This is a genomic window from Streptomyces sp. NPDC049040 (genome assembly GCF_043197715.1).
In the GTDB taxonomy this organism is placed as follows: Bacteria; Actinomycetota; Actinomycetes; order Streptomycetales; family Streptomycetaceae; genus Actinacidiphila.
This window is the reverse complement of the sequence record NZ_JBICTO010000031.1, coordinates 19,729-44,718: the sequence shown is the minus strand read 5'-3', so window position 1 is coordinate 44,718 and position 24,990 is coordinate 19,729. Positions and strand designations below refer to the sequence as shown.

General features: G+C 71.7%; 18 protein-coding genes. 16 read left to right on the top strand and 2 right to left on the bottom strand.

All coding sequences use genetic code 11. The annotated features are described in order from the left end of the window. Positions 1–1,595 precede the first annotated feature (1,595 nt). The 4 genes from ACGFMP_RS36200 to ACGFMP_RS36185 all read left to right on the top strand — a co-directional run bounded on the left by ACGFMP_RS36200 (position 1,596) and on the right by ACGFMP_RS36185 (position 7,185). Positions 1,596–2,789: a substrate-binding domain-containing protein gene (locus ACGFMP_RS36200; protein ID WP_393678208.1), complete on the top strand. Its 1,194-nt coding sequence runs from the start codon at positions 1,596–1,598 to the stop codon at positions 2,787–2,789. Next, the gene (locus tag ACGFMP_RS36195; protein ID WP_393678206.1) at positions 2,789–4,450 is read left to right on the top strand and encodes a sugar ABC transporter ATP-binding protein; all 1,662 of its coding nucleotides are present in this window, start codon (positions 2,789–2,791) and stop codon (positions 4,448–4,450) included. The genes ACGFMP_RS36200 and ACGFMP_RS36195 overlap by 1 nt, the downstream gene beginning before the upstream one ends. Next, positions 4,447–5,463, top strand: a complete 1,017-nt coding sequence (locus ACGFMP_RS36190) for an ABC transporter permease (protein WP_393678204.1) — start codon at positions 4,447–4,449, stop codon at positions 5,461–5,463. The genes ACGFMP_RS36195 and ACGFMP_RS36190 overlap by 4 nt, the downstream gene beginning before the upstream one ends. A 153-nt stretch (positions 5,464–5,616) precedes the next feature. After that, on the top strand, positions 5,617–7,185 hold the full coding sequence (locus ACGFMP_RS36185; protein WP_393678213.1) for an alpha-L-arabinofuranosidase B: 1,569 nt from the start codon (positions 5,617–5,619) through the stop codon (positions 7,183–7,185). A 150-nt stretch (positions 7,186–7,335) separates the two neighbouring features. Here ACGFMP_RS36185 and ACGFMP_RS36180 read toward each other — a convergent pair whose 3' ends face one another. Beyond that, a complete protein-coding gene (locus ACGFMP_RS36180; protein WP_393678202.1) occupies positions 7,336–9,669 on the bottom strand; it encodes a glycosyl hydrolase family 18 protein in 2,334 nt (777 codons plus the stop codon). A 150-nt stretch (positions 9,670–9,819) separates the two neighbouring features. Between ACGFMP_RS36180 and ACGFMP_RS36175 the strand changes: the two genes are divergently transcribed. The 3 genes from ACGFMP_RS36175 (at position 9,820) to ACGFMP_RS36165 (ending at position 12,751) form a co-directional block, all read left to right on the top strand. Continuing rightward, complete coding sequence (locus tag ACGFMP_RS36175; protein WP_393678200.1) at positions 9,820–10,092, top strand: hypothetical protein; 273 nt, start codon at positions 9,820–9,822, stop codon at positions 10,090–10,092. Positions 10,093–10,572: 480 nt separating this feature from the next. Beyond that, positions 10,573–11,922, top strand: a complete 1,350-nt coding sequence (locus ACGFMP_RS36170) for a cytochrome P450 (protein WP_393678198.1) — start codon at positions 10,573–10,575, stop codon at positions 11,920–11,922. Positions 11,923–12,283: 361 nt separating this feature from the next. Beyond that, positions 12,284–12,751, top strand: a complete 468-nt coding sequence (locus ACGFMP_RS36165; protein WP_393678211.1) for a lamin tail domain-containing protein — start codon at positions 12,284–12,286, stop codon at positions 12,749–12,751. Between the two features lie 197 nt (positions 12,752–12,948). Here ACGFMP_RS36165 and ACGFMP_RS36160 read toward each other — a convergent pair whose 3' ends face one another. Further along, positions 12,949–13,488, bottom strand: coding sequence for a GNAT family N-acetyltransferase (locus ACGFMP_RS36160; protein WP_393678197.1), 540 nt, complete (start codon positions 13,486–13,488; stop codon positions 12,949–12,951). A gap of 301 nt (positions 13,489–13,789) precedes the next feature. Here ACGFMP_RS36160 and ACGFMP_RS36155 point away from each other — a divergent pair, with 301 nt between their 5' ends. From ACGFMP_RS36155 to ACGFMP_RS36115, 9 genes are all read left to right on the top strand, one after another. After that, on the top strand, positions 13,790–14,605 hold the full coding sequence (locus tag ACGFMP_RS36155) for an SCO2525 family SAM-dependent methyltransferase (protein WP_393678196.1): 816 nt from the start codon (positions 13,790–13,792) through the stop codon (positions 14,603–14,605). 98 nt (positions 14,606–14,703) lie between these two features. Then, positions 14,704–16,545 (top strand): SCO2524 family protein, encoded by a 1,842-nt coding sequence (locus ACGFMP_RS36150; RefSeq protein WP_393678194.1) that lies wholly within the window; start codon positions 14,704–14,706, stop codon positions 16,543–16,545. Between the two features lie 3 nt (positions 16,546–16,548). Next, positions 16,549–17,466 carry an SCO2523 family variant P-loop protein gene (locus ACGFMP_RS36145; RefSeq protein WP_393678192.1) on the top strand — a complete coding sequence of 306 codons (918 nt, stop codon included), beginning with the start codon at positions 16,549–16,551 and terminating at the stop codon, positions 17,464–17,466. Further along, positions 17,463–18,449, top strand: coding sequence for an SCO2522 family protein (locus tag ACGFMP_RS36140; protein ID WP_393678190.1), 987 nt, complete (start codon positions 17,463–17,465; stop codon positions 18,447–18,449). The genes ACGFMP_RS36145 and ACGFMP_RS36140 overlap by 4 nt, the downstream gene beginning before the upstream one ends. 1 nt (position 18,450) lies before the next feature. Then, on the top strand, positions 18,451–19,455 hold the full coding sequence (locus tag ACGFMP_RS36135) for an SCO2521 family protein (protein ID WP_393678188.1): 1,005 nt from the start codon (positions 18,451–18,453) through the stop codon (positions 19,453–19,455). A 142-nt stretch (positions 19,456–19,597) separates the two neighbouring features. Then, positions 19,598–20,455 carry a DUF6879 family protein gene (locus ACGFMP_RS36130; protein ID WP_393678186.1) on the top strand — a complete coding sequence of 286 codons (858 nt, stop codon included), beginning with the start codon at positions 19,598–19,600 and terminating at the stop codon, positions 20,453–20,455. A 552-nt stretch (positions 20,456–21,007) separates the two neighbouring features. Continuing rightward, complete coding sequence (locus ACGFMP_RS36125; RefSeq protein WP_393678184.1) at positions 21,008–21,907, top strand: sigma-70 family RNA polymerase sigma factor; 900 nt, start codon at positions 21,008–21,010, stop codon at positions 21,905–21,907. Positions 21,908–22,059: 152 nt separating this feature from the next. Next, positions 22,060–23,592: an MFS transporter gene (locus tag ACGFMP_RS36120; protein WP_393678182.1), complete on the top strand. Its 1,533-nt coding sequence runs from the start codon at positions 22,060–22,062 to the stop codon at positions 23,590–23,592. 185 nt (positions 23,593–23,777) lie between these two features. Then, positions 23,778–24,959 (top strand): ScyD/ScyE family protein, encoded by a 1,182-nt coding sequence (locus ACGFMP_RS36115; RefSeq protein WP_393678181.1) that lies wholly within the window; start codon positions 23,778–23,780, stop codon positions 24,957–24,959. The last annotated feature ends 31 nt before the right edge of the window (positions 24,960–24,990 follow it).

The window sequence follows — 24,990 nt, the reverse complement described above, 5'->3', positions numbered from 1 at the left end:
CTCCTCATGATCGACCATGACACCGACATCCGCCGCTTCACCCAGGAGATCCGCTGGAACCAGGCCTACTACCACCTCGCACGCGGCCTGTGACCTGACCCACCCCCACGCCCCTTCCTGCTGCGCAGGGCGCCGCCTTGCGCAGCAGCGGGCCCTCGTGCCCGCACCCCCGGCTCACCCGCACCGCCGGTACGCGGCGCTGCGAGCTGCAGGCCGTCCCGTCCGTTCGGCAGCGGCCGTCACCGGGGCCGCGAGCTGCTCCCCACCACGGCCGCGCCCGCCCTGCCGGTGCTCGGCCGCCGGGGGCGTTGCCGGGAAGCCGGCGACCACGACCGGCCGGGAGGTGGACCAAGCGCCTAGACGGCGCACAGCGTGGGGTCGGCACATCGAGGCCCGCGACCCGGACACGCCGACGCGGTCCCGCCCCGACGCGTCCGGGCCGGGGCACGCCGCCAGATCCCGACCGCCGCTGCGGTCGTGGGTTCGGCGGGGCACGCCGTCCGGCCCTCGCCTCCGCCCCCGCTGCGGCCCGTCCCCCGTTGAGGTACAGCTCCGCTCAACCGTTGGCGGCCGGGTCCCGTCCTGGTGGTGGTCGGCGTTCGCCGGGCGTGTATCCCGGTGGCGTACAGGCCCGTTCGACCGCTGGCGGCCGGGTCCCGTCCTGGTGGTGGTCGGCGTTCGCCGGGCGTGTATCCCGGTGGCGTACAGGCCGGTTGGACCGTTGGTGGCCGGGTCCCGTCCTGGTGGTGGTCGGCGTTCGCCGGGCGTGTATCCCGGTGGGGTACAGGCCGGTTGGACCGTTGGTGGCCGGGTCCCGTCCTGGTGGTGGTCGGCGTTCGCCGGGCGTGTATCCCGGTGGGGTACAGGCCGGTTGGACCGTTGGTGGCCGGGTCCCGTCCTGGTGGCTGGTCGGCGTTCGCCGGGCGTGTATCCCGGTGGGGTACAGGCCCGTTCGACCGCTGGCGGTCAGCGCGCCATCCCGGTGGCCGCCGCAGTGCGGCCCCCCTCGCGCCCCCACCCGCCCCCGGCGACACGCGGCTCCCGGGGTGCCCCCGGCCACGGCGTGCGGGCCCGGCCACGGCGTGGAGGCCAGCCCAAGGGGTGGCACCCGCGCCAGGGGTGACGGCACGTCGGATCAGGGCGCGATGCAGCCCGGCGGAGCCCCCGTCGACGGCCGACACGCCTGCGTGCAGGGCCCGTTGAGGGCGGGCAACCCGTCACCCCACCCCCCTGGCCGGGAGGCCGATTTTCTTCTGCGCAACATCTTGACGGTCCCTCAGTGAACGCTAACATTCTCGGAAGACGACGGAGTCCAGGGGAGGTACGTGTGGCTACCGAACCTGTGGCACCGGGCGGCGCCGTGTGGCTCGTGAGTACGCACTGGCGCTCGTGAGACGTGGGAGGACGCGATGTCGGTGCATATGGCATCGGTTCCTTCCGGTCGTGGTCACCGTGGGCCCCGGCCCACCGCAGTGCCGCGGGTTGTGCCGACCCGTGGGTCGGTGCGGCGCGGGGATGTGAATGGGATTTTCTGCGCGATCTGTATGTGAGCGCTAACAAATGGCTGCGAGGCCTTTCCGGACGGGATGTTGGTCATGGGTGCAGTGCGGAGTGGGCGGGTCGGACAGGCCGGGCGGGCCGGAGTGGGACGCCGCTGCGGCGCAGCCGCGGTCGTGCTCGCGGTGCTGGTCGGCGCGGCGGCGTGCAGCAAGAGCGGCGCCGGTGACTCGGGGTCGGACGCGGGCAAGGCGTCCGGCTCCTCCGGGGGTACGGGGTCGAGTGCGCCCGCGGTCGCGATCCAGGGCGACATCACTTTCAACGACACCAACCTCGCGAAGCTGGACGCCGCGCTGAAGGCGGCGCTGGCCGGCAAGGATCTGTCGAAGCTGGACGAGGCGATGGTCGTCAACGTCGCCGTCGACTACTGGAACGCCGGAAAGATCGGCTTCAACAAGGGCCTGAAGGACCTCGGCGTCAAGGGCACCTACCAGGCCCCGGCGAACGGCCGGCTCGACCAGCAGCTGTCGATCATCCAGACGCTGCGCGGCCAGGGCATCACCGGCCTGAGCGTGTCCGCGATCGACCCCACCGCGATCAAGGCGCCGATCGCGTCGGCGAACAAGGCCGGCATCCCGGTGCTGGCGATCGACTCGCCGCTGCCGAAGGAGGACGGCGCCGCGCTCTACCTCGGCACCCCGAACTACCAGGCGGGCCAGAAGGCCGGCGAGGCGATGAAGCAGGCGCTGGGCGGCAAGGGCCAGGTCGTCATCCTGGTCGGATCGCTCACCACCTCCAACGCGGTCGAGCGCATCCAGGGCTTCGAGGACGCGCTCAAGGGCACCGACATCAAGGTCGCCCAGAAGCTCAGCGACGGCATGGACGCGGCGAAGGCGCTCACCAACGCGCAGACCGCCATCCAGACCAACCCGAACATCAACGGCCTCTACGGCGTCTACTCCTACGACGGCCCGTCCGCGGGCCAGGCCGTGCAGGCGGCGGGCAAGTCCGGGAAGGTCAAGATCATCTCGGACGACAGCGACCCGCAGACCCTGAAGTTCGTCCAGTCGGGCGTCATCCAGGCCACCGTCCTGCAGGAGCCGTACCAGCAGGGCTACACCGGCGCCTACCTGCTGGCGGCGCTCAAGGTGCTCGGCAAGCAGGCCACCCTGGACCTGGTCAAGCCCTACCTGGAGTCCGACGGCACCACGATCAGCTCCGGCGTGGGTCTGGTGACGCAGGCCAACCTCACCGACTACCAGGCCAAGCTCACCGAACTCGGCATCGGCTGATGTCGAGCGGCACTTCGTCCGACATCGCCGTCTCGCTCCGGGACGTCAGCAAGGTCTACGGCCCGGTGAAGGTGCTCGACATCCCGCGGCTCGACCTGGCGCGCGGTCAGATCGTGGCGGTGGTGGGTGAGAACGGGGCCGGGAAGTCCACGCTGATGGGCGTGCTCTCCGGCACCGTCACCCCGACCACCGGCAGTATCGAGATCGCCGGGCAGGCGCTCCAGCCCGGACGCCCGGACCACTCCCGTGACATGGGAGTGGCCCTGGTGGCACAGGAGTTCCCGCTGGTGGGCCAGCTGAGCGTGGCAGAGAACCTGCTGCTCGGCCGGCGCCCCCAGCGGGCCGCCACCCGGCCGCTCGGCCGGGTGGTGGTCGACCGGGCCGGCACCAGGGCGGAGGCCAGGACGCTGCTGGCCGAGGTCGGGGTGACCGGTATCGACGTGGACCGCCCGGTCGGGCGGTTCCCGGTCCCCGTACGGCAGATGATCGAGATCGCCAAGGCATGGGGGCACCGCCCGGTCGTACTGATCCTGGACGAGCCGACCTCCTCCCTCGGCCCGGTCGAGGCCGAGCGGGTCCTCGACCTGGCCCGCACGCACGCCGCCGCCGGGGGAGCGGTGCTCTTCATCGGCCACCGCCTCGACGAGGTGCGGTCGGTGGCCGACCGGGTCGTCGTGCTGCGCAGCGGCCGGCTGGTCGCCGACCTGACGCCGGCCGAGGCGACCGAGGAGCGGATGATCCGCGAGATGGTCGGCAGCGAACTGGCCCGCGCCGACCTCGCCCCGCCGTCCTCGGTCGAGCGCAAGACGACGCTGAGCGTCCGCGAGCTCACCGCCGATGGTCTGGGCCCGGTCGACCTGGACGTCAGGGCCGGCGAGATCGTCGGCGTGGCGGGCCTGATGGGCTCGGGGCGCAGCCGGCTGCTGCACACCGTGATGGGCGCCCAGCCGAGGACGGGCGGGTCGGTGGCCTTCGACGGCGCCGACTTCCACCCGCGGCACCCGGCCGAGTCCGTGCAGGCGGGCATCGGCCTGGTGCCCGAGGACCGCAAGGTCCAGTCGCTGCTGCCGACCCACTCGGTGCGCTGGAACGTCACGCTCACCACGCTGCGCCGGATCAGCCGCCGCGGCGTGCTGCGGCCCCGGCACGACAAGGAGCACGCGGCCAGGATCGTCAAGGACCTGGGCGTACGCCTGCACAGCCAGGAGCAGCCGATCAGCTCGCTGTCGGGCGGCAACCAGCAGAAGGCGGTCTTCGGGCGCTGGCTCGCGGCACGCCCGAAGCTGCTGCTGCTCGACGAGCCGACCCGCGGGGTGGACGTCGGCGCCAAGGCCGAGATCTACAGCCTGATCGACACGGCGGCCCAGGACGGGCTCGCGGTCCTGGTCGCCTCCTCCGAGCTGGAGGAGCTGCTCTGGATCTGCCACCGCATCGTGGTGATGGCCCACGGCCGGATCGTCGCGGACATCCCGCGTGAGCGGTTCGGCAAGGAAGTGATCATGACCGCGGCGGCCGGCTCGCAGAACGGGTCGGCAGCCGGTACGGACACCGGCTCGGACACCGATGCCGGCGCCGGCGAGGCAGCCGGTGAGGACCCCGGTCCACCGCCCGGCCGTACGGAGGAAGCCGGTTCGCCCGGCGAAGGGAAGGCACGCGCATGAAGACCAGTACCGCCCCGGCTCTCGCGGACCTGGACGCCGGTGATCTGCCGCGTTCCTCGCTGGTCCGGCGGCTGGCCGAGACCCCGGAAGTCGGTGTCGTCGCAGCCTGCGTGGTCGTCTTCGTGGCGCTCGCGATCGACAAGTCCACGTTCGCCAGCGCCGTCAACCTCCAGGGCATGGGCTTCGACCTGGCGCAGTACGGCCTCATCGCGATCGGCGAGTCGCTGGTCATCCTCACCGGCGGTATCGACCTGTCGGTCGGGGCGCTGCTGGGCACCAGCGTGATCCTGATGTCCTGGTTCAACGTGCGGGCCGGCCTGCCACCCGTCCTCGCCGTCCTGGTCACGCTCGTCATCGCGGGCACGGTCGGCCTCATCCACGGTCTGGCCGTCACCCGGCTGAAGATGCCGCCCTTCGTCGTCACCCTGGTCACCTACACCGTCGCCCAGGGCGTCACCCTCGCCATCACCTCGGGTACCTCGATCATCGGCATCGGCGGCTTCTTCTCCGACGTCGGCCAGCAGTACGTCGCGCAGGTCCCGCTGCCGCTGATCCTTTTCGTGATCGTCGCGGTCGTCGCGTGGTTCTTCCTGGAGCGCACCTACGCGGGCCGCCAGGTCTACGCGGTCGGCGGCAACGCGGAGGCGGCCCGGCTCGCCGGTATCCGCGGCGACCGGCGGATCGTGTCCATGTACGTCACCAGCTCACTGCTGTCCGCCTTCGCCGGGATCATGGTGCTCGGCCGGATGGGTGTCGGTTCGGCCAGCGGTGTCGGTGTGGGCTGGGAGCTGTCCGCGATCGCCGCCGCTGTCATCGGCGGGGTGAGCCTGGTCGGCGGCCAGGGCCGGATCGTCGGCATCGTCGCCGGCGCCGTCCTGCTCGAGCTGATCAACAACGGCCTGACCACCCTGCAGATCAACTCCAACTACACCAACATCGTGCTCGGTTGCGTTCTCGGCCTGGCCATCACCGCAGACCGGCTGCGCGCCAGAAGCGTCGCCCGACGCAGCTGAGCCCCGCAGGAAGCGGGCCCGCGCCGGACCTCCTCGGCGCCGGGCCGGCCTTCGGCCTGCCCGCACACGGGCGCCCCCACGTACCGGAACCACACTCGTGGCCGCCGGTCGCCCCACCCCCCACCGGAGGAGGACTCCGTGTCCGCACCCGCAATGGCTCATCTCCAACGGAACGTCAGAAAATGGGCGCTGGCGTTCGCTGCCGTCGTCGCACTGGTCGCCGGCGTCCTGGTCGGCAGCTCGCCGGCCTCGCAGGCCGCCGGGACCGGCCCGTGCGACATCTACCAGTCAGGCGGTACGCCCTGCGTGGCCGCGCACAGCACCACCCGCGCGCTCTACGGCTCGTACAACGGCTCGCTCTACCAGGTCAGGCGCGCCAAGGACAACGCCACGCAGAACATCGGAGTGCTCAGCGCGGGCGGTTACGCCAACGCGGCCGCGCAGGACTCCTTCTGCTCCGGTACGACCTGCGTGATCACCGTGATCTACGACCAGTCGGGCCGCGGCAACAACCTCACCCAGGCGCCTCCCGGCGGTTTCAACGGCCCGGCCTCCGGCGGTTATGACAACCTCGCGAACGCCACCGCGGCCCCCACCACGGTGGGCGGCCACAAGGCCTACGGCGTCTTCGTCGCCCCCGGCACCGGCTACCGCAACAACCACACCAACGGCATCGCCACCGGTGACGCGGCCGAGGGCATGTACGCCATCTTCGACGGCACGCACTACAACGGCGGCTGCTGCTTCGACTACGGCAACGCCGAGACCGACAGCCGCGACGACGGCAACGGCACGATGGAGGCCATCTACTTCGGCAACATCAAGGTCTGGGGCTACGGCTCGGGCAACGGCCCGTGGATCATGGCCGACCTGGAGAACGGCCTGTTCTCCGGCGTCAACCAGCACCTGAACTCCGGCGACCCGACGGTCAACTACCGCTACACCACCGCCATCATCAAGGGTGAGCCCAACCACTGGGCCATCCGCGGCGGCAACGCGCAGTCCGGCGGCCTTTCCACCTTCTACAACGGGGTGCGGCCCAACGTCTCCGGCTACAACCCGATGCGCAAGCAGGGCGCGATCATCCTCGGCATCGGCGGCGACAACAGCGTCGGCGCCGCGGGCACCTTCTACGAGGGCGTCATGACCTCCGGCTACCCGTCGGACGCCACGGAGAACGCGGTCCAGGCGAACATCAACTCGGTCGGCTACGGCAACGGCTCCTCCGGCGGCGGCACCGGCTTCCCCGCCGCGGGCAGCCGGCTGTCGCTGCGGGCCACCACGTCGTGCTGCACGGGCGACTACATCCGGCACGACGACGCCGACAGCAATGTGGTGATCTCCCCGATCACGTCGTCGAGTTCCGCGACGGACAAGGCCGACGCGACCTGGATCGTACGCGCGGGCCTGGCCAACAGCTCCTGCGTCTCCTTCGAGTCCGCCAACAAGTCGGGCCAGTACCTGCGCCATTACAACTACCGGCTGCAAGTGGCGGCGAGCGACGGCAGTTCGGTCTTCTCGCAGGACGCCACCTTCTGCCCGCAATCGGGTCAGAACGGGCAAGGCTTCTCGCTCCAGTCCGTGAACTTCCCCGACAAGTACCTGCGCCACTACAGCTACAACGTGTACATCGCCAGCAACGGCGGCTCGAACGCCTGGGACTCCGCCACCTCCTGGGCCGACGACGTGAGCTGGGCCACGGCCTCCCCCTGGACGTCGTAGCCCCACCCGCCCCATCCGCCCCACCGGGGGGCCGTGTCGCCGGAACCACCGGCGGTACGGCCCCTCGGGCCGTTCGGGGGAGTCCTGCCGAGACCGGACCGCGGGCCCCGCCGGGGGGTGGGGCGGCGGGGCCCGCGGAGTGGGGGTGGGTCAGGGCCGGAGGCCGGAGTCCAGTGCGCCCAGCAGGGTGCCGGAGGGTGTGTCGCCCGACATCTCCCAGATCATCGCGCCGAGCAGGTGCTCGGACTTGATGTACGCGGCCTTCCTGCCGATGGACCAGGTGTCGTCGAAGGACCACCACTGGCCGCCGTTGCCGGTGTAGCCGTAGGTGGCCACCGACTGGGCGTCGTGGTAGACGGTCAGGCCGGGGACACCCGCGACGAGGTTGCCGTAGCCCCGGGTGCCGGCCTCCTCGGCGAACTGGCCCGGGGCGGCGCCGTTGGCGGGCTGCCAGACGCCGTGCGCACCGCCGTCGGTGACCTGCTGCCAGCCGCGGCCGTAGAAGGGCAGGCCGATGGTCAGCTTGCGGGGGCTGATCCCGGCGTCCAGGTAGAGGTGGACGGCGCTGTCGACGCTGAAGTCGGCCGGGTGGGGGGAGGTGGGGTCGGGGTAGAGGTTGGCCTGGCTGCCGGTGCGGTTCGGCTCCCAGGAGTTGTCGCTGCCCGAGCCGTGGAAGTCGTAGCCCTGGATGTTCTCGATGTCCAGCGACCTGGAGACCTGGGGAAGGTCCCAGCCGGCGGCGATCTTGGCGGGATCGGCCGGGGTGAAGGCGGTGAGCAGCTTGTGGTCGCCGCCCAGCGCGTCCAGCTGGCTGCGGAATTCGGCGAGCAGCGCGGTGAGGTTCGCCTTGTCGGCCGCCGCGTGGTGGTTGCCCGGGTGGCCGTCGGGCGAGCCCGGCCATTCCCAGTCCAGGTCGAAGCCGTCGAAGATCCCGGCCGCGACACCGGGGCCGCCTGCGCCCTCGTAGGAGGGCAGGTTGCCCTTGATGTACATGTCGATGCAGGACGACACGAACTTCTTCCGTGACGCGTCGGTGGCCGCGACGTCGGAGAAGTACTTCGAGTACGTCCAGCCGCCGAGCGACATCACGACCTTGAGGTGCGGGTACTTCGCCTTGAGCTCCTTGAGCTGGTTGAAGTTGCCGCGCAGCTTGCCCCAGCCGTCGTCGGCCTGGCCGTCGACCGACTGCGATGCGGGGAAGGCCCTGGCGTAGTCGGCCTCCGCGTCGCCGGCGCCGTCGCCCTGTGACGGGTCCTCCGGGTCGGCGGTGGTGGCCTTGGTCACGCCGCCCAGGCAGGTGAGGTTCTTCGGGTCCACATTGCCGAAGGCGTAGTTGATGACGTCGAGCTTGGCCGCGGCGCCGGAGGTGTCGAGGTTCCTGACGAAGTACTGGCGGCCGTAGATGCCCCACTGCACGAAATAGCCGACCTTCGCGTAACCGCCGTTGCCCACCGCCTCCTGCGTGGTGACGGTGACCGCGGTGCTCGCGGGCGAGGGATTGTCGGCGAGGTCGCGGGCGGTGACGGCGAAGGTGTAGGCGGTGGCGGGCGCAAGGCCGGTGAGGGTGGTGGTGCGGGTGTCGGCGGGGACGGTGGCGACCAGTGCGGATCCCTGCCGTACGTCGTAGGCGGCGACCCGTTTGTCGTCGGTCGCCGCGTCCCAGGACAGCTGGACGGTGCTGGAAGTGACGCTGCCCGCCCGGAGGTTGCCCGGGGCGGTCGGCGGGACGGTGTCGGTCGCCGGGTCGAAGGTCGTCGCGGTGACCGGGGCGCTGGGCTCCCCGGTGTTGCCGCGGCTGTCCCTGGCCCGGACGGTGAACTGGTAGGCGGTCGCGGGGGACAGGCCCTGGACGGTCGCCGTGGCGGTCGCGCTCGACGCCACCACGGCGCCGGCGCGCAGCACGTCGTAGGAGGCCACGGGGAAGTCGCCGACGGCGGCGGCGGTCCACCGCAGGCTCACCGTGTGGGCGGTGGCGTCGGCGACGGTGACGCCGGTGGGCGCGTGCGGCGGTGTCGCGGCGCTGCCGTCGCACTTGTCCCCGTTGATCAGGCATCCGGTGGGGGTGCCGAGCGGCCCGGACGCGGTGAAGGTGTAGCTGTAGGGGTAGGTCGAACCGCCCGCGGGCACCGTGGCGTTGTAGTAGGCGGGGGAGGCCACGACGTGCGCGCCGCTGACGGTCGAGGTGCCGTACGTCTCCCCTGTGATCCGTACTCCGGCCGGCAGGTCGAACTCCAGGGTCCAGCCGTTGACCGCTGCGGCCGTAGCGTTCTTGACGACATAGGTGCCCGTCCACGACGAGCCGCTGCCGCTGCTGCTGAACTGTGCGGTGAGCGCTCCCGCGGCCTGTGCGGCGGGCGCGCCCAGGCCGGTGAGCCCGGCCAGGACGAGCGCTGCGGTGGCGACGACGGCGACCCCGGCGGCCAGCCGCCGGCGCGCATGAGCGAGGGTGCGGGACGATCTCCGTGAACTTGGTCCGGTGGACACGGCTCTCCTCGGTGTGTGGGGGAAGCGCGAGGGCGGCTCTCCCAGGACAACCGAGATCCGCGGCGGCGGCAATGCGCCGGGCGAGAATTGGACTGGACCAATCCGGGCCGACGGGCCGCGTCACCGCTGATGGAGTGGACTAGACCAACTGTGCGGATTTTACCCGCACTTGACCATCGGCTGGGCGTCGGCACCGGCGGTGCGGGTCGGCGCGGGAGCCGCTACCGGGAGAAGCGGACGCCGACGCCGGTGCCCTGCGCGTCCAGCTCCAGCACCCCGCCGCCGGGCGTCGCGTACAGCGTCCCCGCGGTGAAGTGCCGGCTGCCGGTGGCGGGCGGCAGGGCCGCGACCGCGGTGGCGCTGCCGGTGCGCGGATCGAGCCGGACCGGCTGCGGGTCGGCGGGGGAGCCGGCGAGGGCGTAGACCCGGTCGTCGCCGGCGACGGCCGCCGCCGGCGCCGTGGCGGCTCCGCAGCCTCGCCCCGGTGGCGGTGTCGAACGCGTCGACCTCGGTGCGGCCGGCCGTCGACCCCGGGGTGACCAGGACGTTCCTAACCGGCCTGGCCGAGTGGTCGGTGTCGCTGTCGTTGCCCGGCGAGAGCCCGGTGTCGCCCACCGCCAGCTTGCTGCTGCTCCCCGACGGCGCGTTCTGCTGGCTCCAGCAGGCGCCGGTCGACCGTGGCCGCCAAGCGAGGGCCGCGGCTCTTCCCCCACCCGCGCCGGGCCAAGGGCCGCCGCCGCGCGTGAAGCCCCGTCAGCCGCCGCTCCCCCGCCGGGGGCGGCGGCTTTCCATGTCTCCGACGCTCTGTATTGACAGCGACAGAGTGTTTCGAAAGAGTGCCCGACATCACCGGTGCGGCCCGGTCGCCGGTGCGGACGGCGGCGGCCGACGAGAGGAGCCGTCATGGCCATTGTCCCCGCCCCCGCGGACCCGCCGGAGCCGCTGGGCAGAACCGCCCTGACGGCGTCCCTCGGGCAGGCCGGCCAGGACGGGACGGGCGGCGGGCCCGCCGCCGTGGCCGAGGACCCGCAGGACGCGGTGACCGTCGCCATGCGACTGATGTCCCCCGAGGGCAGGTCGGACCCGTACCCGCTGTACGCGGCGGCCCACCGCCTCGGCCCGGTCTCCGGGATCGGCGGCGGCTGGTTCCTCGTGGCCGGCTACGAAGCGGTCGACCAGGTGCTGCGGCGTACCGGCTTCGGGGTGAGCGGGGCGCAGATCGGCGGGGAGCAGCTGGAAGAGCACGCCTCGCTCGCGCTGCTCGCCCGGTCGATCCTGGAGAGCGACCCGCCCGAGCACACCCGGATGCGGTCGCTGATCGGCTCGGTCTTCACCCCGCGCCGCGTCGCCGCGCTCGAACCGATGGTCACGGCGGCGGTCGACCGGCTGCTCGACGACCTCGCGGAGTCCGGGGCCGACGGAGCCCCCGTCGACTTCATGGCGGAGTTCGCCTTCCGGCTGCCGGTCACCGTGATCTGCGACATGCTCGGGGTGCCGGAGGCCGACCGGCACCGCTTCCGCACGCTGGCCGCCGGGCTGACGACGGCGCTGGAATTCATGTCCGACCCGTCGGAGCTCGCGCCCGCCGACGCGGCGGCGACCGAACTGTCCGGCTACTTCGCGGCGTTGATCGCCGGACGGCAGGCGGACCGCGGCGACGACCTGGTCGGCGCGCTGGTGGCGGCCCGCGACGCGGCGGACGGACGGCTGTCGGAGGCCGAACTGCTCGCCAACCTCACCCTGTTGCTGGTCGCGGGCTTCGAGACCACCACCGACCTGCTGGGCAACGGGCTCGGTCTGCTCTTCGACCGGCCCGACACCGCGCGCCGGCTGCGCTCCGCCGGCGGCGATGTCGCGGCCTTCGTCGAGGAGGTGCTGCGCTTCGAGTCCCCGGTCCAGCTGACCACCCGGGTCGCCCTGACCGACGGTCTGGCCGTCGCCGGGGTGCCGATACCCGCCGGCTCCCGGCTCATCGTGCTGCTCGGCGCCGCCAACCGCGACCCCTCGCGCTACCGGGAGCCCGACGTCTTCGACCCCACCCGTACCGCGGTCAAGCCGCTGAGCTTCGGCGTCGGCGCGCACGTCTGCCTCGGCAACGGCCTGGCCCGGCTGGAGGCCGCCGTCGCCTTCCCCCGCCTCCTCGCCCGCTTCCCCGACCTCGCCCCGGCGTCCGCCCCGACCCGCCGTGACCGTATGGTGCTGCGCGGGTTCAAGACCCTCCCCGTGCTGACGGCCCCGCCGCGGAGCCGGTGAGCGCGGAAGGCGGCCGGCCCTGCCGCATCCCGCGGTGACCTGCGGGTACGACGCTGTTACCTTCCGCCGCGCCCAGGGCCGAGATCGCCTCGGGCACGCGTTCGGGGTGGCCCGGCATGGCGAACATGCCGGGCGCCTTACGGGGCAAGGCATGTGCCGGACCGGGCGGACGGCGACACACCCGGACGGTCCCCTGCGTGACCACACCATCCGACAGTTGCTGATATGTCCGGAATTCGTAACGCGAAGCGATTTCGCCGCGATCAGGGCCGGTTCGCAGGTCACAGTGATGCCCTCGGCACTCGCCGGGACAAGTACCACCAGCACGGCCAGCCGTGCCCGCACGAAGAAGGGGGACTACGTGTCCCGTATCGCCTACCGCCTGACCGCGACCGCCATCGCCGCCGGAGCCGTCGTCGCCGCTGCCGCTCTGCCCGCCGCCGCCGCGGACCACGGCCGCCACCACGAGCAGCGCCCGCACGTCGTCCTGGGCGAGATCCAGTACGACAGCCCCGGCCACGACAACCGCTCCGCCTGGTCGCTCAACTCCGAGTGGGTCACCGTCACCAACGAGTCCCGCAGCGCGGTCAACCTGGACGGCTGGACCCTCAGCGGGCGGCAGCACGTGGTCTACCGCTTCCACCATGTGACCCTGCGCGGCCACCAGTCGGTCCGTATCCACACCGGCCGCGGCCACGACACGAACCGCGACCTCTACCAGGACCGCACCAACTACGCGTGGGACAACAACGCCGACACCGCGACCCTGCGCGACAGGCGCGGCCACGTGGTCGACACCGAGTCGTGGGGCCACCGTCACCACCGCTGACCCGCCGCAGCCCACCGGCCCGAGCCGGTGAACAGCGCCCCCGCCGTACTCCGACGGCGGGGGCGCTGCCTCGTGCCGCCGCCGGGGCGGATCGCGTGGAAGGAAGGCCGGGCCGCGGATCACCGTCCCCGGCGGCCGGCCGTGAAGCACGCAGGCCCGGGGCCGCACACCCCGGGGTGGTCCGGCGCGCCGGCCGGTCAGCCGTCGAGCGCCAGCACCATCAGCAGGCGGTCGGCGGTGGGGCCGAAGTAGTCGTCACGGTGGTCCACATGGGAGAAGCCGAGCGAGACGTAGAGATCGATGGCGGTGAGGTTGCCCGGCTCCACGGTCAGCCACACCTCCCGCACCCCCCGCAGGCGCAGGCTGCGCAGCGACTCCGCCATCAACTCGCGGCCGAAGCCGTGGCGGCGCCAGTTCCGGTCGATCGCCAGGCCGAGTATCCAGCCCCTGGCGCCGTCCGACGCGACGCCGGCGAGGACGTAGCCCCGTAACGTGCCGCCGTCGTCCACCACGAACAGATCGTCCCGGTACAGGTCGTAGAACTGCCGCAGGACGAAATAGGGATAGGCGTTCTCCTGGAAGACCTCCCGGTCCAGGCGGTGCAGTTCGGGGAGGTCCGCGTCGGTGACCCCGCGGACCCGGGGCGGCAGGTCGTCCGCGGCGAGGCGGAGCGCGGGGGAGGGGGCCGGCAGGGGCACGATGCGCGGGGATCCGGTTCCGGGAAGGGGGGTCGTCATGCCACTCCTAAGGGGCTGGGGGCTGGGGAACCCAGGTCGGGCGGGGGCACGGCCACGGGCCGGCCGATGGTCAAGGTGACGTTCTCCCGTTCGGGTGACACGGGCCGCGCCGCATGCGTAGGGTTGACCCGGCGTCAGGTTCACCGGAGTCAGACCAGGATCAGCCGCGTTTTCCGGCTGTTCAAGCTGCTATACGGTCGAATTCTGCGCATGCTGCAACGCGCCCTCTGTGCGCCCTGATCATTTCCGCACGGCTGGCAAGCCGGGCATCGGGCAGGGACTTCACGGCTATTATGGAACGATGGATCTCAGAACGCCCGAGGTGGCGAATGACCCGGTGCGCACGCCCGTTCGCAGGCTGAATTCCGAGGCGCCCTGGGACGCGTTCGATCCCGCTGCCTACGTTGATCACAATTACGGCAGCCTGCGTTCGGACGACGCGAAGATCATTGAGATCATGAGCGCGCATTTCGCCGATCACTTCAAGGGCGCGGGAGACCGGAGCGGCGCACGGCTCCGCGGTATCGACGTCGGTGCGGGCGCGAACCTGTACCCGGCCCTGGCCATGCTGCCGTGGTGCGGCGAGATCACCCTCTTCGAGACCTCGGCGAGCAACGTCGCCTATCTGGAGGCCCAGCGGGCGTCCTACGATCCGCACTGGGACCAGTTCTGGGCCGCGCTGTGCGCGCAGGACGTCTACGCCCGACGGGTCGCCGACCCCCGCGCCGGCTTCCGGCAAGCGGTCGAGATCGAGCGCGGCAACCTCTTCGACCTGCATGACCGCCCGGGACGCTGGCAGATCGGCACGATGTTCTTCGTCGCCGAGTCGATGTCCACCTCGGACGAGGAGTTCTTCCTCGCGGTCGAGCGCTTCATGCACGCACTGGCGCCAGGCGCCCCCTTCGCCGCGGCTTTCATGGAGGGCTCGGAGGGGTACAGGGTCGGTGAGCACTTCTTCCCCGCGTGCAGTGTCTCGGAGACCGAGGTGCGCAAGAGCCTGAGCCCCTACGCGGAAGGGGAGGAGGTCGCCATCACGGCCATCGGAATGCCGGGCGGCGCCTTGCGGGAGGGGTATGAGGGAATGATCGTGGCGTGCGGACGGCGCGCCTGTGAATAACCCGTTCCGGATATTCGATTCGGGACAGGGGTGGCCGGGACACCGGTCACCCTGACGGCGCAGGACAAGCAACGGGGCATCCGGGCGAGGAGTGGGGGATGCAGATCAAGCCGCGCCAGCACCTGCTGGACATCTGGCAGGCGATTTCGCGCCATTCGTTCGAGAGCGGCGCGTGGGAATGGGGGGAATGGGGAGGTCGCAGCAGCGTGGCCGACGCGGAACGGCTGCTGTGCCTGATGTATCCGGCCACCGAAATCCCGGCCTTCCGGCTGGACGACCCCGACACGACAGAGCGCGACGTCCACGCCGCCCTCAAGAACGTCGGCGGCAGGGTCGACATCCCGGCGAAACTGGTGCAGATCCTCGCCGAGTTCATGCGCACCCACACCACCGACGACAAGCGGCCGAGCTTCGCCGGCGGTTACTACTTCGTCCCCGCCGACCCGGAGCGGGAGATCACCGAGGAGCAGCGCCGGCTCGGCGTGGTCGACTCCTTCTCGATGTCCATCACCCTGTGCCTCGCCACCCTGGGCTTCCTGAAGATCTACGAGGGCAAGACCCGCCGCGGCGAGGTGCGGGGGCTGATCGACGAGCTCAGGCAGGCCACCGAGGCCCGGCTCACCGCAGCCATGGTCAGCCTGCTGCGCTCCTTCACCGTCAACGCCTTCGACGCCGAGGAGCCGCAGGGCCGCACCCTGTGCTCGGTCCTCGGCCAGGGCCGGCTCTCCGACCGGGTCGTGGTCGAGCGCTTCCAGCGCCGGTTCGCCGCGCTGCGGGCCACCATCGGCGAGAGCTTCGTCCTCGGCGTCGACATCGCCGACCGCCTCAAGGACGAGAACCAGCTCTTCGAGTGCGGCTGGGCCTGGAGCCTGGTCAAGGAAGCCCCGCCGGTGGAGACCAGCGAGCAGATCGGCCCGCAGCCCGACGGCGTCGCCCGGCCGATCCCCTACCTCTACTTCACCGTGGTCGCCCTCGACGGCATCCAGGACCTCTTCAGCGACCGCACCCTGACCCTCGGCCTGCTCAATCCCGAACAGCAGCGGCTGGCCGAGGCGTTGCGCCTGCGCTGGGAGATCACCCAGCAGTACTGGTCGGGCATCGCCCGCTTCGGCGACACCACCTGGCCGCTGGAGGACATCCCCTGGCGGACCACGGGACAGCGCCTGGAGTCCGAGTACTTCTCGCTCAGCATCGCCTCCATCCTGGTCCACGACCTGGTCCGCCGCCGCGCCACGGACGACGACCTGACCCGCACCGTCGCGGTCATGGAGCGGCTGGCGGAACGCGCCAGGATCGTCAGCCGGATGACGGTGGGGGACAAGGCGATCGCCCTGCACAGCCCCGGTATCCGGCTCCCCCTCCAGGGCAGCAGCGAGACGGGCAACCCGATGCAGTGGACGATGGGCGACTTCTCCGTACAGCTGCTCAAACGCAGCATCCAGCTGTGCACCCTGTCGCGGAACATCTCCTCGCACGACCGGCTGCTGCGGCTCGCCGAGCGGATCTTCGACCACGTGTGGAAGCGGCGCATCAGGGAGGGCGTGGGCGTCGGCCTGTGGGACAACGTCCAGGCCGTCTATCCCGCCGCGCCCTCCGGCGAGTCACCGCTGTCCTGGAGCATCACCGAGCGCGTCACCGAGTGCATGGTGGCCGGCCGCCAGCTCTACGTGCAGCCACCGATCCGCAGCAACGAACTCGCGGCCTACGCCTCGTCGTTGCTCAGCGAGGCGACCCACCTGCTGGGCAACGAGCAACTGGAGCCCACGTCGAGCCACGACGCCTCCCGCGGCATCGCCCTGAAGTCCGTCGAGGTCAAACTCAACCGCGCCCGGGAGCTGCTCGACCGGCAACCGGGTTCTGCGGTCGCGCTCACCGTGGAGATCCTCGGCGAGCTCGACGGCCTGGCGCTCGCCAGACACACCGCCTCCAGGGGGGTGTGACGGTTGCTCGTCTTCGCCGCGTCCGACAAGGGCGGCACCGGCCGTTCCGTCACCAGCGCCAACATCGCCTTCCGCCGCGCGCTGGGCGGTGACGACGTCGCCTACCTGGACTTCGACTTCGGCTCGCCCACCGCCGCCGCGGTCTTCGACGTGCCCAGCGCCATGGGCGGCATCGAGCAGGGCGGTCTGCACTCCTACCTCCAGGGCAAGGCCAACGAGCCGACCAGGCTCGACGTCTGGGCGCAGACCGAGCACCAGCTGCTGCGCGACCGGCCGGCCAACTCCGGCAACCTGGTGCTGCTCCCCGGCGACCGCAGCGGCGGCGAGTTCGCCGTCGTCAAGGACACGGTGAGCCGCTGCATCGACCTCTTCCTGCGGCTCGACAGCGAGTTCGACGTGGTCATCGTCGACCTGAGCGCGGGCCGCAGCTATGCGATGGACATGGCACTCGACGTCACCGCCCGGCCCGAGATGCGCGGCATCGGCACCCACTGGCTGGTCTACCACCGCTGGACCAGGCAGCACGTGATCGCCGCCGCCGGGCTGGTGTTCGGCCCGCGCGGCATCATCACCGGCGGGGTCGCCCGCGGGCACGACGAGGAGGAGCTGCGCGGCAACATCCGCTTCGTCCGGGCCGCGGTGCCCGACCCGGAGGCGCCGCCGTGGTCGCTGGTGCCGCCCGCCCAGTCGGCCTGGATGCGCAAGTGCGACCAGGAGCTGCACCGGCTGGCCGCCGACCGCGAGATCGGCTTCACCGCGATCCTCGGCGCCGTACCGCTCGAACCCGTCCTCCAGTGGCGCGAGCAGCTGATCACCGACGAGGACGTCCTGTCCAGCCGGGTCGCCAACGTGGAGACGCTGATCGCCCTCCAGGACCTCGCCGACAAGCTGGACGACGACGAGGCGTGGGGTCCGGTATGACCGGGATCGGGACGGGCCAGGGGGCCGGGACGGCGGCCGTCTTCCGGGAGACCACCGCGGAGCCGCGCACCCAGTCGGTGCCGCTCGCGCAGCTCTCCCTGGAACTCGGCCACCTCTACATGGAGGACTTCGAGGCGGGTCCCGACCGGCTGCGCCGGCACTTCGCCGAGGTCAAGCCGTGGGCCGACGCGGCCCAGGCGCTGGCCGCGGCGGGCGGCCGCCGGGCCAGGGTGAGCACCTGCTTCCTGGTGGACGACTACTTCACCCGCTTCTCCACGCCGGCTGAACTCGTCCCGATGCTGATCGCCGAGGCCGAGCGGGCCGGGCTGGTCATCGACTACCTGGCCCGCGAGTCCGGTTGCGCGGTCGCCGACGGGATCGAGGTCGCCGAGGAGGTTCAGGCCCGGCTGGTGGAGTCGCCGCCGCCCGGCACCGACGGCACCCGGCCGCCCGCCGTGCAGACCGGCTGGCTCGCCAACGGCGAGCGCAGCCCTGGCGGTCCTGCGCAGGAGGCGATGGCGGGCGCCGAACCGTGGCGGCCGCCGGCCGAGACGGCGGCCCGCCGCCATTCGGTCTTCGTCGACGTCGAGTTGTGGGACCGGCAGGGCGAACGCCGCACCTGGTCCTGCCCGTTCCTGGCCGCCGTGTGGCAGCTCTCCCGGCTCGGCCTGCTGCGCCACGCCGGCGACCCGGTGCTCCAGCCGGTGCCGTGGCAGGGCACGGACTTCCCGCACGACTGGGACGACCTGCCGCCGGTGATCCGGCTCAACCCGTCCGCCGCGCCCTTCTCCGCCTACCGCACCTGCTCCTTCCTGCCGTCCCGCTTCCTGCCCGTGGAGCTCGCGGTCCGCGTCATCCTCGACCAGGTCGACGCCGACCCCGCCGCACTCGCGCAGGTCGCGGCCCGCTCACTGGGCGAGGGCCGGCCGGTGCCCGAGGAGATCGCCGACCGGATGTCCTACGTCTTCTACCCGGGGCCCTGACATGGCCGGCGGCCAGGCGGTCCCGCAGGTGTCGCAGGTGCCGGGCGCGGCTGACGTGCCGGCTGCGGCGGAGGCGGTCCTGGCCTGCGGAGAGGTCCGCACCTGCCTGCTGCAGCACTCGCAGGCACTGACCGGCCAGGCCGCCGCCGGCCTGCTGCGGCTGCGTGCGGGCCAGCGGGTGCTGCTGTCCGAGCGGCCCAACCCGTACGCCCTGTCGCCCGACGTGCTGACGGGCGTGGACTGCGACCTGCCCACCGCGTCCGGGGCGAAGGTCCGCGCGGTCGGCACCGTCACCGCCCGCGCCACCCTCACCGAGGGCCGGCTGCTGCAGACCGACGCGTTCTGCGCGGTCACCGCCGACGGTCCCGACCGGCGCCGCCACTGGGGCCACTACCTGGCCAGGCCCGGCATGGTCGAGCCGTTCGGCAAGCTGCCCGACCGGGACGTCGCCGACGGCATGCTGGCCGGCGCGGGCCGGCTCGGCGAACTCGACGTGGGGGCGATAGCCGAGCGCGTGCTGCGTACGGTGCTGCGCGACCCGGCGCTCGACCGGGCGGCGCCCTTCCGCGCCCGGCTCACCCGGCTGCGCTGGGTGGCACTGCGGGCCCCTGACGGCGCGGGCTCGTCCATCGAGAATTTCACCGTCGCGCAGGACGGACTGCGCACGGTGGAGCTGCGGCTGGCGGGGGGAGTCGGCACGGCCGCGGCGGCGAGGCTCTGCGAGGACCTCGCACTGCACGACTGGCTGCTCACGACACTGGTACGGATGGTCGAGCGCAGCCGGCTCGGTTCCGCCGACGGACGCGACGCCGTGGTCGCGCTGCGGCCCGCCATCGACCACCTGTTGCACCTGTGGATTCCGACGGCACGTGTGGACCTGGAACTCCACCCGCTCTGGGAGGTGTTGGAGCGGGAGCCGGGATTCAGCCGGCAGTGGCAGATCCTGGTGCAGCGGATCAGGGACCAGCTGGCCCTGCTGGCCGTGTCCGCGCACGTGCAGCCCTGACCCGCCCGGAAACGGGCGTAGCCGCGCACGATCCCACCGGGGGAGATGACGAATCATGGCCGGATCGTTAGACACTTCAGGCTCACGCTCCACGGCGGCTCCCGCCGCGCCCCGAGTTCCGCCCGTCCTTTTCAAGACGCTGGTGACCGCGCTGGTCGGCGGTGTCAGCTACGTGCTGACCGACGTCACCGACCAGCCCGAGGTGTGGAAGCTCACCTCCTCGATCTTCCTCGGCGGCGCGGCGCTGATCATCCAGTACATGACCGACTTCGAGCGCCGGCTCACCTCGGTCGAGGACACGCTGGCCACCCACAACACCGAGATGAAGGAACTGGTCGCCAACGGCTTCGCCCGGATAAACGAGGTCACCGAGCTCTTCGTGATGGTGGACCGCTCCGCCCTGCCGCCCGAGCGGGTCACCCGGCTCATCCGCAGCGCCACCAAGGTGGGCTCCGGCGCACCGGTGATCATGCAGGCCTTCGCCCGTCAGGAGGTCGACAGGCTGACCAACCTGATGGAGAACCTCAACCAGAAGCTCGTCGACTACGAGGGCGAGGACCACGACTGGATCGTCAGCCTGACCGGTTGCGCGTCCAGGACCATCGACGCCACCAGCACGGCGGTGGACCGCAACTTCTGGCCCAGCGAGCTCGGCCAGCGCTACCTGCGGGCGCAGCGCGACGCCATCGAGCAGCACGGGGTGCAGATCAGGCGGCTGTTCATTGTCGAGAAGCCGGAGGACAACACCATCGAGCTCGGCCAGCTCTGCGACGACCAGCAGAGCCTCGGCATCGAGGTGCGGGTCCTCGCGCTGTCCGACCTGTCGCCCATCGCCCGGATGGACGAGACCAACGACTTCATCGTCTTCGACGAGGCACTGTCCTACGAGATCGGCTCCGACCTGCGCGGTGTCAACACCAAGACGCTGATGGACCTGCGCGCCGACCGGGTCGCCAAGCGCGTGCAGCGGTTCAGGACCCTGTGGGAGGCGGGCCAGTAGCGGCCGGCCGCGCGGGGCGGGCGCGGCGGAGGGGCCGGGGGAGTACGTGGCAGGGGCGCGCGGCGTTCAGCGCCGCGGCAGCCGGTTGCGCCACGTTGACCGTGCAACTTAGGGATGCCTACCTAAGTCGCCCGTCCCCGCGTACTCACCGATGGTGGTCCGCCACGCCCTCGCCCGATCTGTCGCCGCACCCACGGCTCGGCCCGCAACCAGGCCTTCCAGGCTGACGCGGCCCGGCACTCGGCCGTCGCGCCCGACGACCTGCCCAAGATCCCCGCCAAGGAGGTCAGCGTCTCGACCTGGGTGTGGGGCACGTCGGAGACCCTGCTGGTCGCCGGGCTGATGATCGCTGGTTACCTGCTCTCCGGCCGCCTCGCCCGCCGGCCCTCCCGGGGGTGCGGCCGCCCGCCGGGGCACGCGGGAGGGCCCGTATCGTCGGTGCCGTGGTGAGTGGTGTCCCGGGTGACGGGTGTGCCGGATGGGCCCCCGTCCTGTCACAACGGGGGGCTCCCGCCCGTCATGAGATGACAGGCACCGAGAGATGGTGACGAGATGAGCGAACACGACCTGCTGGTCGAACGGTTCGAAGCCGAGCGTCCCCGCTTGCGCTCCGTGGCCTACCGGATGCTCGGCTCGCCCGCCGAGGCGGACGACGCCGTCCAGGAGGCGTGGATCCGGCTGAGCCGGGCGGACGTCGAATCCGTGGAGAACCTGGGCGGCTGGCTGACGACGGTCGTCGCCCGCGTCTCGCTGAACATGCTCAAGTCCCGCAGGTCCCGCCGCGAGGAACTCGTGGACGCCCCCGAGCCCGGCGCGGTGGCCACCGGAGAGGCAGCCGCCGACCCGGAGCGGGAGGCGGTGCTCTCCGACTCGGTCGGCCTGGCCCTGCTCGTCGTCCTCGACACGCTCACCCCCGCCGAGCGGCTGGCCTTCGTGCTGCACGACATGTTCGCCGTCCCCTTCGAGGAGATCGCGCCCATCGTGGACCGCACGCCCGCCGCCGCCCGGCAGCTGGCCAGCAGGGCCCGCCGCCGCGTCCAGCAGGGCGGCTCAGGCAAGGAGGCGGGCGACGACGCCGCGGACAGCGCCCGCGCCGCCCGGGCCGACCTCGTCAGGGCTTTCCTCGCCGCGTCCCGCGAGGGCCGATTCGACGCGCTGCTCGCCGTGCTCGACCCGGATATCGTGGTCCGCGCCGACCGGACCGCGATCCGGATGGGCATCGACTCCGGGGTTCCGGTCGACGCCGAGCTGCGCGGCATCGACGCCGTCAGCCGCGCCTTCCTCAACCGCGTCTGGGCACCGCTTCCCGCCCTCGTCGACGGGGAGCCCGGCCTGGCCTGGGTGCGCGACGGCGAGCCGCGCACGGTGTTCCGCTTCACCATCGCCGACGGCCTGATCAGCGCCATCGACATCCAGGCCGACCTGGCCGGCCTCGACGTCGCCCTCTCCTGAAGGCGCCCCGGTGGGGGTCCCGCACCCGCGGGACCCCCACCGCGCCGGCACTCGTCCCGGCGGCTCCGTCACATCCCGCAGCGCGGGCCTGTCATACAGGCAGAGCCTCACGGACGCTCAGCTCGAGCGGCCACTGCGACTAGGAGACGACCATGTCAGCACGGAGCGCGGCACCCGCGGCCGCTGGGGGCCCGGGGGCAGCCACCGCATCGGCCGGCGACTCGAACCGCTGGCTGATCCTCACCGTCATCTGCTCCGCCTACCTCATGATCACCCTCGACGCGACGGTGATGAACCTGGCGCTGCCGTCGGCCCAGGACGCGCTCCACTTCACGGACGCCGACAAGCAGTGGATCGTCACCGCGTACGCGCTGTGCTTCGGCAGCCTGCTGCTCTTCTGCGGGCGGCTGGCCGACCTGGTCGGCCGCAAGGAGACCTTCCTCGTCGGGCTGACCGGCTTCGCGGTGGCCTCCGCCGTCGGCGGCGCCTCCGGCAGCTTCGGCATGCTGGTGGCGGCACGCGCCTGCCAGGGCGTCTTCGCCGCGCTGCTGGCGCCGACCGCCCTGTCGCTGCTGGCCACGACCTTCACCGACCCCAAGGAGCGCGGCAAGGCCTTCGGCGTGTTCAGCGCCGTCGCGGCCAGCGGCGCGGGCCTGGGACTGCTCATCGGCGGCGCGCTGACCTCGGGCCTGAACTGGCGCTGGTGCATGTACGTCAACCTGCTCTTCGCCGCGTTCGCGCTCATCGGCGGCGCGATGCTGCTGACCAGGCAGCCAAGGACCGGCGCCAGGATGGACGTCCCCGGCGTGGTCGTGGTGTCCGGCGGGATGTTCTGCCTGGTCTACGGCTTCTCCAACGCCGCGACGCACAGCTGGCACGCGACCTCGACCTGGGGCGTCCTCGCGCTCGGCGGGGTGCTGCTCGTCGTCTTCTCGTTCTGGATGTTCCGCGCCGAGCACCCGCTGCTGCCGCCCCGGGTGGTGCTCGACCGCAACCGCGGCGGTGCCTACCTCACCGCGCTGATCGTCGGCATCGGCATCTACGGTGTGCTGCTCTTCGTCATCTACTACATGCAGACCGACCTGGGGTACTCCGCGATCACCTCCGGCGTCGCCCTGCTGCCGATGGTGGTGGCCACCGCGGTGGCGAGCAACGTGGGCAACATCGTGCTGATGCCGAAGGTCGGCCCCAGGCCGCTGGTCGCCGCCGGCATGCTGGTCAACGCGGGCGGCATGGCCTGGCTGACCAGGATCGGCCCCGAATCGGGCTACGCGGCCGCGCTGCTCGGCCCGACCATGCTGATCGGGCTCGGCATGGGCCTGATCTACGCCGCCGCGCTGCGCACCGGTACATCCGGCGTGGAGCCCCGCGACGCGGGCATCGCCTCGGCGTCCATCAGCACCGGCCAGCAGCTGGGCGGTGCGATGGGCACCGCGCTGCTCAACACGCTCGCGGCCAGCGCCGCGAGCGACTACCTCAGCAGCCACGCGCACGGCAAGCCGGCCGCGGCGCAGATCCACCTCGCGACCATCCACGGCTACACCACCGTGTTCTGGGTGTGCACCGCCATCTTCGCGGCCGGCGCCGTCGTCTGCGGTGCGCTGCTCCGCGGCGGCCCGCTGCCCGCGCCCGCCTTCCCGCCGGCGGGCAAGCCCGCCCCGCAGGCGGAGAAGGCGCGCTCCTGACGCGCTGCCCGGCGCACCAAGTCCGCGCCTAGTGGCCGAACAGTCCAAGCCAAGGCCCCTGATCGATGCTGAGGCGGCTGGAGCAGCGGGGAACGCGTCCGTCACGACCGTGACAGGCGCTTTCCCCGTACACGCTGCCGTTCATCCAATCAGATCACCCGAACCCGCAGGGAGATGGGGCCAAGATGTGGCGTCTCAAAACGAGCAGGTTGCTGTTCGCCGGAGTGGCGGCGGCGACAGCCCTCGTCGGCGTGGGTACTGGACCCTCAGCGCAGGCCGAATCGGCCGGCCATCCGGCGCATCTGACCAGTGACGCACCGGTCAAGGTCGTGGCAAGCGGCCTGAACTCGCCGCGCAGCCTCGTCTGGGGACCGCGCGGGCACCTCATCGTCTCCGAGGTGGGTGAGGCCCCGCCGTACTGCATCGGCGAAAGCTTCCTCACCAGGTGCTACGGATTCACCAGCTCGCTCGCCGACGTGTCCTCGGGCAAGCCCGTCCGCATCGTCGAGGGCCTGGCGTCGAACCTCAACCAGGAGGAGGTGGTCGGCGCCAACGGCCTGGCCTACTCCGACGGCCACCTCTACGTACTGGAGACCGGGTCCGCGCAGCAGATCCCGGCCGAGATCCCCGCGGACCTCACGGCGCAGTTCACCAAGCAGGCCGGCGCGCTGCTCAAGGTCACCGGCCGGTCCTTCAAGCAGATCGCGAACCCGGGCTACGTCGACTACGAGTGGACGAAGGCCAACGAGGACCTGAACCCCGAGGACTTCCCCGAGGCCAACCCCTACGCCCTGGCCAACAAGCCCGGCGGCGGCTTCTACCTGGTCGACGCGGCGTCCAACACCCTGGACTCGGTCGACAAGCACGGCAATGTCGACGTCCTGAAGTACATCCCCAACACCTCGACCGGACCCGACGCCGTACCCTCCTGCGTCGCCGTGGGCAAGGACGGCTCGGTCTACGTCGGCGAGATCACCGGCAAGCCCAGCTCGGCCACCGAGGCCAAGGTGTACAAGTACGCCCCGCGTACCGGCAAGCTGACGGTGTGGCAGAGCGGCTTCAGCGCCATCAGCGGCTGCGGCTTCGGCGCCAACGGCGACTTCTACGTGACCGAGTTCGACACCACCGGCTTCCTGCCGACCGCCGACCCCATCGGTGACGTCATCCAGATCAACCACAAGACCAACGCGCGGACCGTCCTCGCGTCGGGCAAGCTCTTCGCGCCCACCGGCTTCCTGGCCGGCCGCGACGGCTCGATCTACGTCGCCAACAACACCATGATGTGGCCCGCCTGCACCGATGCCCCGGCCTGCACCAGCTCCTCGGACATCGGCGCGCACGACGGAGAGATCGTCAAGATCGGCTGATCCATTCCGGTCACCCCTGTTGCGGGCCGCG